Origin of the sequence: Rahnella inusitata (assembly GCF_003263515.1) — a bacterium.
In the GTDB taxonomy this organism is placed as follows: domain Bacteria; phylum Pseudomonadota; class Gammaproteobacteria; order Enterobacterales; family Enterobacteriaceae; genus Rahnella; species Rahnella inusitata.
In genome coordinates this window covers 152,203-165,882 of the sequence record NZ_JYDE01000015.1, presented here as the reverse complement: position 1 = coordinate 165,882, position 13,680 = coordinate 152,203, and the positions used below count along the sequence as shown (strand labels likewise).

Annotated in this window: 12 protein-coding genes and 1 pseudogene; 9 read left to right on the top strand and 4 right to left on the bottom strand. The window is 55.3% G+C overall.

Annotated elements, in window-relative coordinates; all coding sequences use genetic code 11:
- Positions 1-71: 71 nt before the first annotated feature.
- On the bottom strand, positions 72-1,172 hold the full coding sequence (locus TU92_RS09380; protein WP_112166495.1) for a YeiH family protein: 1,101 nt from the start codon (positions 1,170-1,172) through the stop codon (positions 72-74).
- A 203-nt stretch (positions 1,173-1,375) separates the two neighbouring features.
- Here TU92_RS09380 and yieE point away from each other — a divergent pair, with 203 nt between their 5' ends.
- The 6 genes from yieE (at position 1,376) to cirA (ending at position 9,399) form a co-directional block, all read left to right on the top strand.
- Positions 1,376-2,248, top strand: coding sequence for a DNA-binding transcriptional regulator YeiE (gene yieE / locus TU92_RS09375; protein WP_112166493.1), 873 nt, complete (start codon positions 1,376-1,378; stop codon positions 2,246-2,248).
- 131 nt (positions 2,249-2,379) lie between these two features.
- On the top strand, positions 2,380-3,870 hold the full coding sequence (locus TU92_RS09370) for an amino acid permease (RefSeq protein ID WP_112166491.1): 1,491 nt from the start codon (positions 2,380-2,382) through the stop codon (positions 3,868-3,870).
- A gap of 232 nt (positions 3,871-4,102) precedes the next feature.
- Positions 4,103-5,266 carry an ABC transporter substrate-binding protein gene (locus tag TU92_RS09365; RefSeq protein ID WP_112166489.1) on the top strand — a complete coding sequence of 388 codons (1,164 nt, stop codon included), beginning with the start codon at positions 4,103-4,105 and terminating at the stop codon, positions 5,264-5,266.
- Between the two features lie 45 nt (positions 5,267-5,311).
- Entirely contained in the window at positions 5,312-6,394 is a 1,083-nt protein-coding gene (locus tag TU92_RS09360; RefSeq protein ID WP_112166487.1) for a FecCD family ABC transporter permease, read from the top strand.
- Entirely contained in the window at positions 6,394-7,230 is an 837-nt protein-coding gene (locus tag TU92_RS09355; RefSeq protein WP_112166485.1) for an ABC transporter ATP-binding protein, read from the top strand. The genes TU92_RS09360 and TU92_RS09355 overlap by 1 nt, the downstream gene beginning before the upstream one ends.
- Positions 7,231-7,425: 195 nt before the next feature.
- A complete protein-coding gene (cirA, locus tag TU92_RS09350) occupies positions 7,426-9,399 on the top strand; it encodes a catecholate siderophore receptor CirA (protein ID WP_112166483.1) in 1,974 nt (657 codons plus the stop codon).
- Positions 9,400-9,484: 85 nt separating this feature from the next.
- On the opposite strand, the gene TU92_RS09345 is transcribed toward cirA, so the two are convergent.
- Positions 9,485-10,417 carry a LysR family transcriptional regulator gene (locus TU92_RS09345; RefSeq protein ID WP_112166667.1) on the bottom strand — a complete coding sequence of 311 codons (933 nt, stop codon included), beginning with the start codon at positions 10,415-10,417 and terminating at the stop codon, positions 9,485-9,487.
- Between the two features lie 102 nt (positions 10,418-10,519).
- Here TU92_RS09345 and TU92_RS09340 point away from each other — a divergent pair.
- Together TU92_RS09340 and TU92_RS09335 are read left to right on the top strand one after the other, a co-directional pair.
- Positions 10,520-10,955 (top strand): annotated as a pseudogene (locus TU92_RS09340) (DMT family transporter).
- A 3-nt stretch (positions 10,956-10,958) separates the two neighbouring features.
- A complete protein-coding gene (locus TU92_RS09335) occupies positions 10,959-11,411 on the top strand; it encodes a DMT family transporter (protein ID WP_112166481.1) in 453 nt (150 codons plus the stop codon).
- A gap of 17 nt (positions 11,412-11,428) precedes the next feature.
- On the opposite strand, the gene TU92_RS09330 is transcribed toward TU92_RS09335, so the two are convergent.
- Together TU92_RS09330 and parS are read right to left on the bottom strand one after the other, a co-directional pair.
- Complete coding sequence (locus TU92_RS09330) at positions 11,429-11,887, bottom strand: RES family NAD+ phosphorylase (protein WP_112166479.1); 459 nt, start codon at positions 11,885-11,887, stop codon at positions 11,429-11,431.
- Positions 11,884-12,348 carry a type II RES/Xre toxin-antitoxin system antitoxin gene (gene parS, locus TU92_RS09325; RefSeq protein WP_244207738.1) on the bottom strand — a complete coding sequence of 155 codons (465 nt, stop codon included), beginning with the start codon at positions 12,346-12,348 and terminating at the stop codon, positions 11,884-11,886. Before parS ends, TU92_RS09330 begins: the two co-directional genes overlap by 4 nt.
- A gap of 347 nt (positions 12,349-12,695) precedes the next feature.
- On the opposite strand from parS, the gene TU92_RS09320 reads away from it, so the two are divergent.
- Entirely contained in the window at positions 12,696-13,583 is an 888-nt protein-coding gene (locus tag TU92_RS09320) for a nucleoside-specific channel-forming protein Tsx (RefSeq protein ID WP_112166477.1), read from the top strand.
- The last annotated feature ends 97 nt before the right edge of the window (positions 13,584-13,680 follow it).

Here is a 13,680-nt window from a genome sequence, read left to right as displayed (position 1 = left end):
CATCGCGTTAATAGGTGGATGATAGCGCCTCCGCGAAGGAGGCGCAGCACTGAAGTGTAAAACCCGCAACATCAGCCAAAAAGATGTTGCACCAGTTGGTTGATCCCCGCGCCGCCGGCAATCAGCCAGACGAACAGAATCGCCGCCAGCAGCATCGGTTTCAGGCCTGCCTGACGCAGCGCGCTGATGTGTGTGGTCAGACCAAGCGCCGCCATTGCCATGGCCAGCAAAACGGTATCAAGCGTGATAAGCGCCGGGATCCAACTGTGCGGCAGAATATCCAGCGAGTTAAATGCCGTCACCAGAATAAACAACAGGGCAAACCATGGGATGGTGATGTTGCGCATCCCGGATGCCTGACCGTCTTCCTGTACACCTTTGCGACGGGCGATCCAGCCGGACAACAGCAGCAGGAACGGCGCCAGCATCATCACGCGGATCATCTTGGCGATCACCGCCGCGTTTTCCGCCTCGGGGCTGACACCCTGACCGGCGGCCACCACCTGCGCGACCTCATGCACCGTCGAACCGGTGTAAATCCCGAACTGTGACGCCGTGAAGTTCAGCCAGTGATAATGCGCGTTTAGCTGCCACAGCCACGGATAGAGGAAGATGGCCGCGGTGCCGAAAATGACCACCGTCGCGACGGCGACTGTCACTTTCTCAGCTTTCGCATTGAGCACCGGCTCGGTAGCCATCACCGCCGCAGCGCCACAAATACTGCTGCCCGCGCCGATTAACATCGACGTGTCGCGGTCTAACTTAAATACCCGCTGTCCGAGCCAGCAGGCGAGGGCGAAAGTGGAGCACAGCATGGTGGCGTCAATCAGGATACCGGTCGCACCGACATCGGCGATCTGCGCGAAAGTAAGGCGCAGGCCGTAAAGGATAATGCCCAGACGCAGCAGGCGTTGTTTCGCCAGCGTCACGCCTTCGTCACACCAGGGTTTCGCCGCCGGGTAGACCGTGTTACCAACCACCATGCCGATGACAATGGCCAGCGTCAGCGCGCTCAGACCCAGATGGTTCAGTGAGGGAAAATCGCTCAGCCAGACCGCCAGGGCGGTGATCGCGCCGGTCAGCACTAGGCCGGGCAGCAGGCGGCTGAGCCACGTTGTTTGCGGGCGGTCGTGTTTCGCCTCGCCAGGATGATTGAGCTGAAATGTCTTCATCGTCCGTTTCCTTGTGAGTGAGAGACAACAGGAGTGATGAGACAAGGCTACGCCGCCCTTATATAAAAATGAAATTGATTATAACTTTATAACCTATCACTAAAACTGGTATAAGAAGGAAGGTTGAAAAGGGCGGGCTGACCAAAGGTCTATACTGATAATAGAAAGCGCGCCGTCAGGCGTGTGAAGATAGCGGGACATTTATGCATATTACATTGCGACAACTTGAAGTCTTCGCCGAGGTGCTGAAAAGCGGTTCGACCACGCAGGCATCGGTTGTGCTTTCATTATCACAATCTGCCGTCAGCGCGTCGCTGGCCGACATCGAAAGCCAGCTCGGCGTGCAGCTGTTTGACCGCGTCGGAAAGCGGCTGGTGATCAACGAACATGGTCGCCTGCTGTATCCAAAAGCGCTGGCGCTGCTGGAGCAGGCGGGTGAAATCGAGCGTCTGTTCAATCACGATAACGGCTCGCTGCGCATAGGCGCGAGCAGCACCATCGGTAACTACATGCTGCCGGCGATGCTGGCGGAATATCGTCTGGATTTCCCCGACACGCCGCTCGAACTCAACGTCGGTAATACTAACGACGTGATTAACGCCGTCGCGGATTTCCGCGTCGATCTGGGTCTGATTGAAGGGCCGTGTCAGATGCCGGAGCTGATTACTCAACCCTGGCTGGATGATGAGCTGGTGGTATTTGTCGCACCCGAGAATCCGCTGGCCAGTCAGCCGGTAACGCTCGAAGCGCTGGCTCGCGAACCGTGGATTTTACGCGAGCGCGGATCCGGGACGCGCGAAGTGTTGGATCACCTATTGCTGCCGCAATTGCCGGATTTCAATCTGGTGATGGAGCTTGGGAATTCTGAAGCGATCAAACACGCAGTGCGCCACGGGATAGGTATCAGCTGCCTGTCACGGCGCGTCATTGCCGAGCAACTGAGCAGCGGATCCTTGGTGGAAATCCGCCTGCCGGTCCCGCCGCTGGTACGCAAACTGTACCTGATCCATCACCGCCAGAAACACATCTCCAGCGCGTTATCGCGGTTTTTAACCTACTGTCGGGAATCGCAATAACAGTCTTTCGCTAATGATCGGCGGCCAGTTATGAAGGTGTCTTATAACAGGTCGTTCCTGCTATTCAGAGCGGCAGGTTTTGCTACAATCCGCGCTTAAATTTTAGAATGACGAGCGGATATAGGGAAAACATGGCTCAACAACCTACAAAAACTACGCAGGTGGCACCCACACTGCGTCGCGAGCTGAAGGCACGTCACTTAACGATGATCGCCATTGGCGGCTCAATTGGTACAGGGTTATTCGTCGCCTCGGGCGCGACGGTGTCACAGGCAGGACCGGGCGGCGCGCTGCTGTCTTACGCACTGATCGGCATCATGGTGTACTTCCTGATGACCAGCCTCGGCGAACTGGCCGCGTTCATGCCGGTCTCCGGTTCCTTCTCCACCTATGGCTCCCGCTATGTAGAAGAAGGCTTTGGTTTCGCGCTGGGCTGGAACTACTGGTATAACTGGGCGGTGACCATTGCGGTGGATCTCGTGGCCTCGCAGCTGGTGATGAACTACTGGTTCCCGGACACGCCGGGCTGGATCTGGAGCGCCTTGTTCCTCAGTTTGATCTTCCTGCTGAACTACATTTCCGTTCGCGGTTTCGGTGAAGCCGAATACTGGTTCTCACTGATCAAAGTGGTCACTGTCATCATCTTTATCGCCGTCGGCGTGCTGATGATCACCGGTATTATGCGCGGTGGTGAAACGGCGGGCTGGCACAACTGGGCTATCGGCGATGCGCCGTTTGCAGGCGGGTTTGCCTCGATGATAGGCGTGGCGATGATCGTCGGATTCTCCTTTCAGGGGACTGAGCTTATCGGCGTCGCGGCGGGCGAATCTGAGAATCCGGCCAAGAATATTCCCCGCGCGGTGCGTCAGGTGTTCTGGCGTATCCTGCTGTTCTATATTCTGGCAATTCTGGTCATCAGTCTGATCATTCCTTACACCGACCCGAATTTGCTGCGTAACGAAGTCGGCGATATCTCCGTCAGCCCGTTCACGCTGGTCTTCCGCAACGCCGGTCTGCTGTCCGCCGCCGCGGTGATGAACGCCGTGATCCTGACCGCCGTGCTGTCCGCCGGTAACTCAGGCATGTACGCGTCCACCCGTATGCTGTTCACGCTGGCCAGCGAAGGCAAAGCGCCGCGTATGTTCGCCAAACTGTCGAAAGGCGGTGTGCCGCGTAACGCGCTTTATGCGACGACCGTCGTTGCCGCGCTGTGCTTCCTGAGCTCAACCTTCGGGAATCAGACCGTCTACCTGTGGCTGCTTAACACGTCAGGCATGACCGGCTTTATCGCCTGGCTCGGGATTGCTATCAGCCATTATCGTTTCCGTCGCGGCTACGTGTCTCAGGGACGTGATCTGAAAGACCTGCCGTATCTGTCTGGTTTCTTCCCGTTCGGTCCGGTATTCGCCTTTGTGTTGTGTCTGATTATTACACTCGGCCAGAACTATCAGGCCTTCCTGAAAGACACCATCGACTGGTACGGCGTCGCCGCGACCTATATCGGCCTGCCGCTGTTCCTGATCATCTGGTTCGGTTACAAGCTGACGAAAGGCACGAAAGTGGTGAAATACAGCGAAATGGAATTCCCAAAATACGTCGAAACCAAAAGTAACGACAAATAACGGAATTTGCGTTTTTCACGCGGTCATCAAGGCGGAGCTTCGGCTCCGCTTTTTTTATGCCTTTACTTCCTTTTCCTTCGCCCGGCAGCGTAATGCTTTGTTACCTCAGTCTTGTTTCACTGCGCGCCATCCATCTGTACCCTTTATGGGTTATGTAAACTGCATTGATAATCGTTATCATTTCTTTTATTGTTAGCGCCTCTTCAGGGAAACGTAAAGGAATCGGAAGAAGATGAATTATCAGCAGAATTTGGTAAGCACTCGCGTTGCAGGAGGCATTTTTGCACTGGCAATGGGCGTCATGAGTTTTGGTGCGCAGGCCGTCACGGTGACCGATATCGCCGGGCGAACCGTCACGGTGCCGGATGATGTTCAGCGTGTGGTGCTGGGAGAAGGGCGTTTGTTCTTCGCTGTTTCCCTGCTGGAAGGGCAGAAACCGTTCGACCGCATTGTTGGCTGGCAGGGCGATTTCCGCAAATTAGATCCGCAAACCTATGCCACCTATCAGGCTAAATTCCCGCAGATCGACAAAATCCCGCTGATTGGTAACACCAGCGCCGACAGCATCAGCCCTGAAAAAGTGCTGACGCTCAATCCGCAGCTGGCGATTTTTGGTTTGTCGGGGCACGGTCCGGGCAAAGAAAGTGCGCTGGTCACGCAGTTGCAAAAAGCCGGTGTGCCGGTCGTCTTTGTTGATTTCCGCACCTCACCGCTGAAAAATACCCTGCCGAGCATGGAATTGCTGGGCAAAGTCCTGAACCGCGAAAAGCAGGCGCAGGATTACATCGCGTTTTATAAAGACAACATCAAACGCGTTACCGATGTGACCCAAAACATACCCGAGCAGGATAAGCCAAAAGTGTTCATCGAACTGCGTGCGTCTACCGCTGATGAATGCTGCCGTTCTGCCGGAAAGGGCAACATGGGTGATTTTATCGATCAGGCGGGCGGTGTGAACATCGCCAAACCGCTGCTGCCGGGGCCGCTGGGACTGGTCAATCTTGAAAAAGTGATCGCCGCGCAGCCGGACGTTTATCTGGTCAGCGGTGGCGGCAAACCGGCGAAAGCGGGCGATTCGGCACCGACCGGTCTGGTGCTTGGCGCGCAGACCACGCCGGAGCAGGCCCGCGCCAGTCTGACACCGCTGTTGCAGCGTAAAGGCATCAGCACGCTGAAAGCGGTGGAAGAAGGCCGCAGTTTTGGCATCTGGCACAATTATTACAACTCGCCGTATAACGTGCTGGCGGTTCAGGTCTTTGCCAAAGCGTTTTATCCGCAGAAGTTTGCGGATCTCGATCCGCAGCAAACCCAGAACCAGCTCTATAAGCAGTTCCTCGCCGTGGAGCCGACGGGCACCTACTGGACGGACGCAGTTAAACCGGAAAGCGGGAAGTAAGTTATCCTGCTGTAAGTTTTTACGTTGATGAGATTGAAGCAAAACATGAGTGCAACCACCGAACCTGCGCTGACGGCGAAAGCCAATGCCGACAACAGCGTTATGGGGCAATACCAGAATATCGTACGCCGCCGTTTGTTCATCATGCTTGTCCTGGTGCTGGCGATTGTCGTCTCACTGGTGATTGATTTCGTGATGGGGCCTTCGGGGTTGTCACTCAGTACGCTGTGGAAAACCTTGTTTGATGCGGCCGCCGCCGATCCGGGCACGCGGGTAATCGTCTGGGATATTCGCCTGCCGTATGCGCTGATGGCGATTGCGGTGGGAATGTCTCTTGGCCTCGCCGGTGCCGAAATGCAGACCATCCTCAATAACCCGCTGGCCAGCCCGTTTACGCTCGGCGTGTCGTCCGCAGCCGCCTTTGGCGCCGCGCTGGCGATAGTCCTTGGCATCGGTATTCCGGGCGTGCCCGATCAGTGGTTTATCTCCGCTAACGCCTTTATCTTTGCTCTCCTCGCCGCGCTGATGCTCGATGGCATCACCCGCTGGACGCGCGTCGCCAGCTCAGGCGTGGTGTTGTTCGGTATCGCGCTGGTCTTTACCTTTAACGCACTGGTTTCGCTGATGCAGTTCATCGCCACCGAAGACACCCTGCAGGGTTTAGTCTTCTGGACGATGGGCAGTCTGGCGCGTGCATCATGGGTGAAACTCGGGGTAATGATGTTCGCTTTCCTCATTTTGCTGCCGTGGTCGATGATGAGCGCGTGGAAGCTGACGGCGCTGCGTCTGGGTGAAGACCGCGCAGTCAGTTTTGGTATTGACGTGCGCCGTCTGCGCCTCGGCACGCTGCTGCGCATCAGTATTCTTTCCGCACTGGCAGTGGCGTTCGTAGGGCCGATTGGCTTTATCGGTCTGGTCGCGCCGCACATAGCTCGCCTGATGTTTGGTGAAGATCACCGCTTTTACCTGCCGGCCAGTGCGCTGATCGGCGCGCTGGTGCTGTCGATGGCTTCTGTTGCGTCGAAAAATCTGGTGCCCGGCGTCATCATTCCGGTCGGTATTGTCACCTCGCTGGTCGGCGTGCCGTTCTTCCTGAGCATTATTCTTCGTCATCGGGGGAACGTCTGATGTCTGTTATGCTGGAAACCCCTTCTCAGGAACTCCTGAATGCCGCCACGCAAGGGCTGCAAATCCGCGATTTCAACGCCGGTTATCCGAAGCGCCGGGTTATTCGTGACCTCAATGTGCCGATGCTGCCGCGTGGCAAAATCACGGTACTGCTGGGACCGAATGGCAGCGGTAAATCGACGCTCCTGCGTTCGCTGGCGGGGCTAAACCGGGCGGAAGGGCAACTGATGCTCGATGGCCACGATTTGATGCCGATGCCGTTCGCCCGCCGTGCCGAGCAGGTGGTATATCTGCCGCAAACTCTGCCTGCCGGTGTGCATCTTCACGTATTGGAATCGATTATCGTTGCCCAGCGTGCGTCTGGTGGAAAAGGCAAAGCGGCGGAAGGTACCGATAAAGTGATGACGCTGCTGCGACAGCTCGGCATCGAACATCTGGCGCTGAGCTACCTCGACCAGCTCTCCGGCGGGCAGAAACAGCTGGTCGGTCTGGCGCAGTCTTTAATCCGCCAGCCCTCGTTGTTACTGCTCGACGAACCGCTCAGCGCGCTGGATCTGAATTATCAATTCCACGTGATGGATCTGGTGCGGCAGGAAACACAAAAACGCAATATCGTGACCGTGGTGGTGGTGCATGACATCAACATCGCGCTGCGCCACGGTGATCGTGTTTTGATGCTCAAAGACGGGCATCTGATCGCCGATGGCGAACCCGAGGCGGTGATCACCGCCGACAGTCTGGCGCGCGTTTACGGCGTGCGCGGACGTATTGAACGCTGCTCGCAGGGAACGCCGCAAATCCTCATCGACGGACTGGTAGGCGACCCTTCGATCTAAATCGTAGTCAGATGAAGTACTAAAAAACGGACGCAGCCAAAGTAGCAGCGTCCGCCTTTCACATTGTGAGCCTGAAACTAAAAACAAAATCCTGATCATCCGGGCGATTTCGTTCGCACTTTTTTTACCGGATTGACGGAAATGCATTGCAACGTCCCGCACTGACGGGGTTGTTTTATCTCATGGAGAGAAGAAATGGTTAAGGTTAAATTCACACCGGCAATCAAAGCCGGGTTAGTCGCACAGCTGTTTGCCGCCGCGTTTCCTGTGATGGCAGAAGACACAACCGAAGTAAAAGAAAAAGAAGATCAGATGGTGGTAACCGCCTCCGCCGTCGAACAAAACCTTAAAGACGCGCCGGCGAGTATCAGCGTGATCACCCGCGAAGATCTGCAAAAGAAGCCGGTGCAAAATCTCAAAGACGTCCTCAAAGATGTGCCGGGGGTGCAGATCACCAACGAAAGTGACAACCGACAGGGCGTCAGTATCCGTGGTCTGGGCAGCGGTTATACTCTGATTCTGGTGGATGGTAAGCGCGTGAACTCCCGCAACGCCGTCTTCCGTCATAACGATTTTGATTTAAGCTGGATCCCCGCCGAATCCATCGAGCGCATTGAAGTGGTGCGCGGGCCGATGTCCTCGCTGTATGGCTCCGACGCGCTGGGCGGCGTCGTCAACATCATTACCCGTAAAGTCGGCAAAGCCTGGCACGGAACGGTGAGCGCCGATACCACCGTGCAGGAACATCGCGATCGCGGCGATACGGGCAATGGCAACGTGTTCGCCAGCGGCCCGTTGATTGACGACCTGTTAGGCGTGAAGGTCTACGGCGCGCTGGGCAAACGTGAAAAAGATCAGGCCAGTTCCGCAAGCGGCAGCACCGGCCAGCCGCGCATCGAGGGTTACACTTCGCGCAACGCTAACGTCGAATTTTCACTGACGCCGGATAAAGATCAGGACATCACCTTTGGCTACGGCATGGACCGTCAGGACAGGGATTCCGATACGCTGGATAAAAACCGTATTGAGCGCGAAAACTACTCGCTCGGGCATAACGGGCGCTGGGGATTAGCCAATACCGAACTGCGTTTCTACGGTGAAAACATCGAGAACAAAAACGCCGAAACGATCACGTCGAAAAACAACTCTCTTGACGGCAAAGTGGTTATTCCGTTGGGCGAATACAATCAGCTGATGACGTTCGGCGGAGAATACCGCAACGATAAGCTGGAAGACGGCGTGAACATGAAAAACGGTGGCAGCACGCAGGCCAATCAGTACGCGCTGTTCCTTGAAGATGAATGGCGGATTTTCGAAAGTCTGGCGCTGACCGGCGGCGTGCGTATGGATGACCACGAAAATTACGGCGTTAACTGGAGCCCGCGTGCCTATCTGGTTTACAACGCCACTGACACCGTGACGCTCAAAGGCGGCTGGGCATCGGCTTTCAAAGCGCCATCGCTGTTACAGCTTAGCCCTGACTGGCAAAGTGCATCCTGCCGCGGCGGTTGTAACGTAGTCGGCAGTAAAGATCTGAAAGCGGAAACCAGCGAAAGCATCGAGTTCGGCCTTTACTACGCCGGGGAAGAAGGACTGCTGGAAGACGTTAACGCCAGCGCGACGGTGTTCCAGAACGACATTGATGACATGATCACCGTTATTCGCACCGCCAATAAAAACCTGGCACCGACTTACCAGAATTTCGTCGGCTTCGACGCCAGCGGCAATCCGATCTTCAAATATTACAACGTGAACAAAGCGCGAATTCGCGGTCTGGAAACGGAAGTCAGCCTGCCGGTCGCCGAGGCATGGAACCTGAAGCTGAACTACACCTACAACGACGCCCGCGATCTGAGCAACGGCGGCAACAAACCGTTATCCGATCTGCCGTTCCACACCACCAACGCCACGCTCGACTGGAAACCGTGGGACGCCTGGAGCTTCTACCTTTCTGCCAACTACAAAGGCAAAAGCCGCACCGTCACCGACGGCAACCCGACGCCGGGCGGCTACACTGTCTGGAACACCGGCGGGTCGTATCAGGTGAATAAGGCCGTGAAAATCCGGGCCGGGGTGTTGAACCTCGGCGATAAAGATCTGAATCGGGACGATTATAGTTATAACGAAGATGGACGGAGATATTTCGCCGCTGTCGATTATAGTTTCTGATTTGCAGGAAGCCGCTGTAAGGGCGGCTTAGTAAAACAGTGCTAGGACAGCTCCCTCTCCTGCGAAGGGGGGGGAGCTGTCACCTTCAATGTTCCCAATACGCTGGTGCGCCAAATTTCTCCACCAGAAAATCAATCACCGCCCGCACCTTAATCGATGTTCTCCGGCCATTCGGATACAACGCCGCGATCGTCTGTGGCTCCGGTGATGTCGACACCTGATACGATTTCATCACACTCACCAGCCTTCCCTCCCGCAGGGCATCGCCAATAAGCCATGTGGGAAATACCACCAGCCCCATGCCGTCGATGGCCGCCTGCGTCAGCGTTTCTGCGTTATTACTGGTAAGCACGCCACGCAAGCTGTAAGAGCGCCATTCCTGATCTGATTCGCGGAAGTACCAGCGCTGTGAACCGGCGAATCCTTTGAAGACCAGACAGCTGTGCGAAGCAAGGTCAGCAGGTGTGGCGGGTGTGCCCGCCCGTGCCAGATAGGCCGGGCTGGCGGCGAGGCGGAAATTCTGTTGCCCGAGCGTGCGTGCCTGCATCGTGGAATCGGCCATGACCCCGATGCGGATCAGCAAATCCACGCTGTCCTGCAAGGGATCAATAAAATCATCAGTTTGCATCAGTTCGATATTCAGTCGCGGATAGTGGGCACTCAGTTCATGCAGCCAGGGCGCAATGTGCCGCTGGCCGAAAACGACGGGGGCATTGATACGCACCAGACCGCCCGGTTCGCTGTCCTGCTCCTGCAAATCCAGCGCCGCCAGATCCAGCTGTGCCAGCACCTGACGGGCATGATCGGCTAGCAATTTGCCCGATTCAGTCGGGCTGACAGCCCGCGTATTGCGATAAAGCAGTTGCGTTTGCAGTGCCTGTTCCAGCTGTGAAATGACGCGGGATACCGTTGAAGGGGACATCGCTTCGCGACGCGCGACTTCTGAGAAACTCCCCTGATCCAGTACTGCGACAAACAGGCGCAGGGACTGGATGTTGATCTGGTTGAAGGTCTTCATCTGTGCAATATCCGCAAAGGTATTTTCCTTATTGTGCTGTTTTTCGCAAAGAAGTACCACGCTATAGTCGCCGCTTCTTAGAATAGAGTGAGCAAGCTAATAATGAATCTGATGTTAATTCCGCTGGTCATTCTGGCGGGCATGGGGCTTTCGCTGGAGGCCGGTCTGCTCGGGCCGCTCGGGACAGAAAGTGGGGCACCTGTGGGCCACGCTGAGCATATTTGGCGTCGGGGCGGTGCTGACCGGTCTGCTGGTGCTGTTTTTCAGCCCGCGTAATGCGCCGTCGTTTACGCAACAGCCCGGCTGGCAGCTGCTCGGCGGGGTGCTCGGGCCGGTGTATGTGGTCGTACTGACGCTGGCGACGCCGGTGATTGGCATCGGTATGACGATGATCGCAATTTTGTCAGGGCAGGTGGCGAAAAGCGTGCTGATTGACCATTACGGCTGGTTTGGCACACCTCATAAGAAAGTCGGCGGCGAGCGTTTACTGGCTTTGCTGTTTATCGTCGCAGCCCTTGTTTTGATTGCCTGGAGTTAACCGATGTCTGAACTGATTATGATTATTCTGGCGATCGTCGCGGGCGCGGCGCTGAGTATGCAGGCGGCGGTGAACGGTCAGCTTGGCGAGAAAGTGGGCGTGCTGAAAAGCGCCTTCCTGACCTTCAGCGTGGGCGCGGCGATTACCGCAGTGCTGATCCTGTTTCTGCAAACGCCGCAACAGGCGACCTTGCTGACCGTGCCAAAATGGCAGCTGGCCGGGGCATTATTCGGTGTGCCTTACATCATCATTATGGTGACCGCTGTTCCGCGTGTAGGAACGGCTGTGGCGACGGTGGCCGTGATTCTGGGACAGCTGGCGATGGGGATGCTCATCGATAATTTCGGCTGGCTGGATAATCCGCAGATCCCGCTATCGTGGCATCGTCTGGCGGCGATCCCTTGTCTTATCATTGCGCTGGCGCTTATCTACCGCAGCAACAGGAAAACAGAGTAATCCCTCATGACCCGCGTTTATTGCAGACGCGGGTCAAATATCATCGGCTCGCGTTCTACCGAGGCCAGTAAATCCCCAAACGCCGGATGCTGCGGATTGAGTAAAACGTTGTACTCCGATGGCACGATAACAGACGGCACTTTCAGCCCGACATAGTCACCCTCCACCAGCCAGACCTCTCCCTGACGCTGCGTACTGTCTGGCGGAGAAGGGCTGCGCCAGTCTGCCGCCAGTTCTGAGACCTCCAGCGTATCGAGCAAATCGTCCGGCACTTCGATGCTGAGCAGCGTGTAGGATTGCATCAGCATACTGGAGTGGATGTGCACCAGCATTTCCAGAATCGCCAGTGACTGGCTACCGGCCAGATAAACCACCGGTCTGCCGGGCGGATTCCATCGGCCACCATAAATCTGAGCGCCGGTGCCCGACCACGCGGTGCCCAGATGTTTTGTCTTGGTGATACGGAACAGCTTCAACTAAATACCCCGTATTCAAGACGTCCGATCAGCCGGTTGACCTCCACGGCTCCCGCTTCTGACGAAAGCAGTTCCAGCGGACGTGAGCCTGCCAGCGCCGGAGCAGGGCGGGTTATCCATTCCAGCGCCGCCATACGGTCGCCTTCAAATAAATCTGTGGCTGCATCAATGGTGCGAACCAGACGCGCGACGCGTTCACTCTCATCGCTTTTCAGTAACCCGTTCCCTGCTTTTCGCCGCGCAAAATTGCGCTCGTTAATGCCCATGACTTCCAGTAATACCATCTTCGGCCATCCCAGCTCATCGTTAAGACGACTGATACTATCAACCGGAAATCCCTTTTGTATGGCATTTATCAAACTGATGCCGCTGCTTGCGGGAAGCCCCGCAGACTGCCAAAGCGGCGTTGCAGGTTGTTGCAAAGGGCTGGAAGACAGCCCGGAAAATTTCGTGTTCATCATGTGTGCCTCCGCACCGTTAATTGTCATGATTATAGCATGACAAATAACGATTGATGAATAATCACACAGGTGTTTTTTTCACTCTCTGTCGGGTGAATGAAATCGTTCTGAAACATATATGTGATCGATGTCACATTGAGGATGTATCAGAATGAAACACAAATTGACAAACCTTGACCAAATCTATTTATTAGCTAAGAAAAGTTAACTCTTGTAGGAAGTCGCTGGTAATTGCATGTTCTTTGAACTATATGCAGCAATCGGTTGCGGATCACAGTTTTAGGGTTTGATATATGCAACGTCTGAAAGTGGCAAGGCGTTGTTCCTCCCCCGCTTCTGGTAAAAATATGAAAAATAAAATTATTGCAGCAGGCGCTTTGATGGCTTTGTCCTACAGCGCGACCGTGCTCGCTGATGATAGCAAGGGCGAATTTGTTTCCGACTGGTGGCACCAGAGTGTAAACGTTGTAGGTAGCGCCGATACCCGTTTCGGACCGACAATTCGTAACGACGTTTATCTCGAATATGAAGCGTTTGCGCACAAAGACTGGTTTGATTTCTACGGCTACATCGATATCCCTAAAACCTTCGGTGCGGGTAACGGCAACGATACCGGTATCTGGGATAAAAACGGTTCACCGTTGTTTATGGAGATCGAACCTCGCTTCTCTATTGATAAGCTGACCGGCACTGATCTGAGCTTTGGTCCGTTCAAAGAATGGTACTTCGCCAACAACTATATCTACGATATGGGCCCGGACAGCGATAACCGTCAGAACACCTGGTACATGGGTCTGGGCACCGATATCGACACCGGTTTGCCTATGAGCCTGTCTCTGAACGTGTATGCGAAATACCAGTGGGAAAACTACAGCGCGGCCAACGAAAACAGCTGGGACGGATACCGTTTCAAAGTGAAATATTTCGTTCCGTTGACTGAAATGTGGGGCGGCAACCTGAGCTACATTGGGTTCACCAACTTTGACTGGGGCTCTTCACTGGGCGACGACGATTTCCGTGACCTGAACGGCAAAAAAGCCCGTTCTAACAACTCTATCGCCTCCAGCCATATCCTCTCGCTGAATTACACACACTGGCATTACTCGTTCGTGGCGCGTTACTTCCACAACGGCGGCCAGTGGGCTGACGGCGCTGAGCTGAACTTTGGTAACGGTAATTTCGATGTGAAATCTACCGGCTGGGGTTACTACGGCGTGATCGGTTACAGCTTCTGATATCCGAAGTTGTATTGGAAAACCCGGCTGAGGCCGGGTTTTTTTATGTTTATTCTTCTGACATTTTCCCGCGCATGACGAATTTTTTTACTATCGA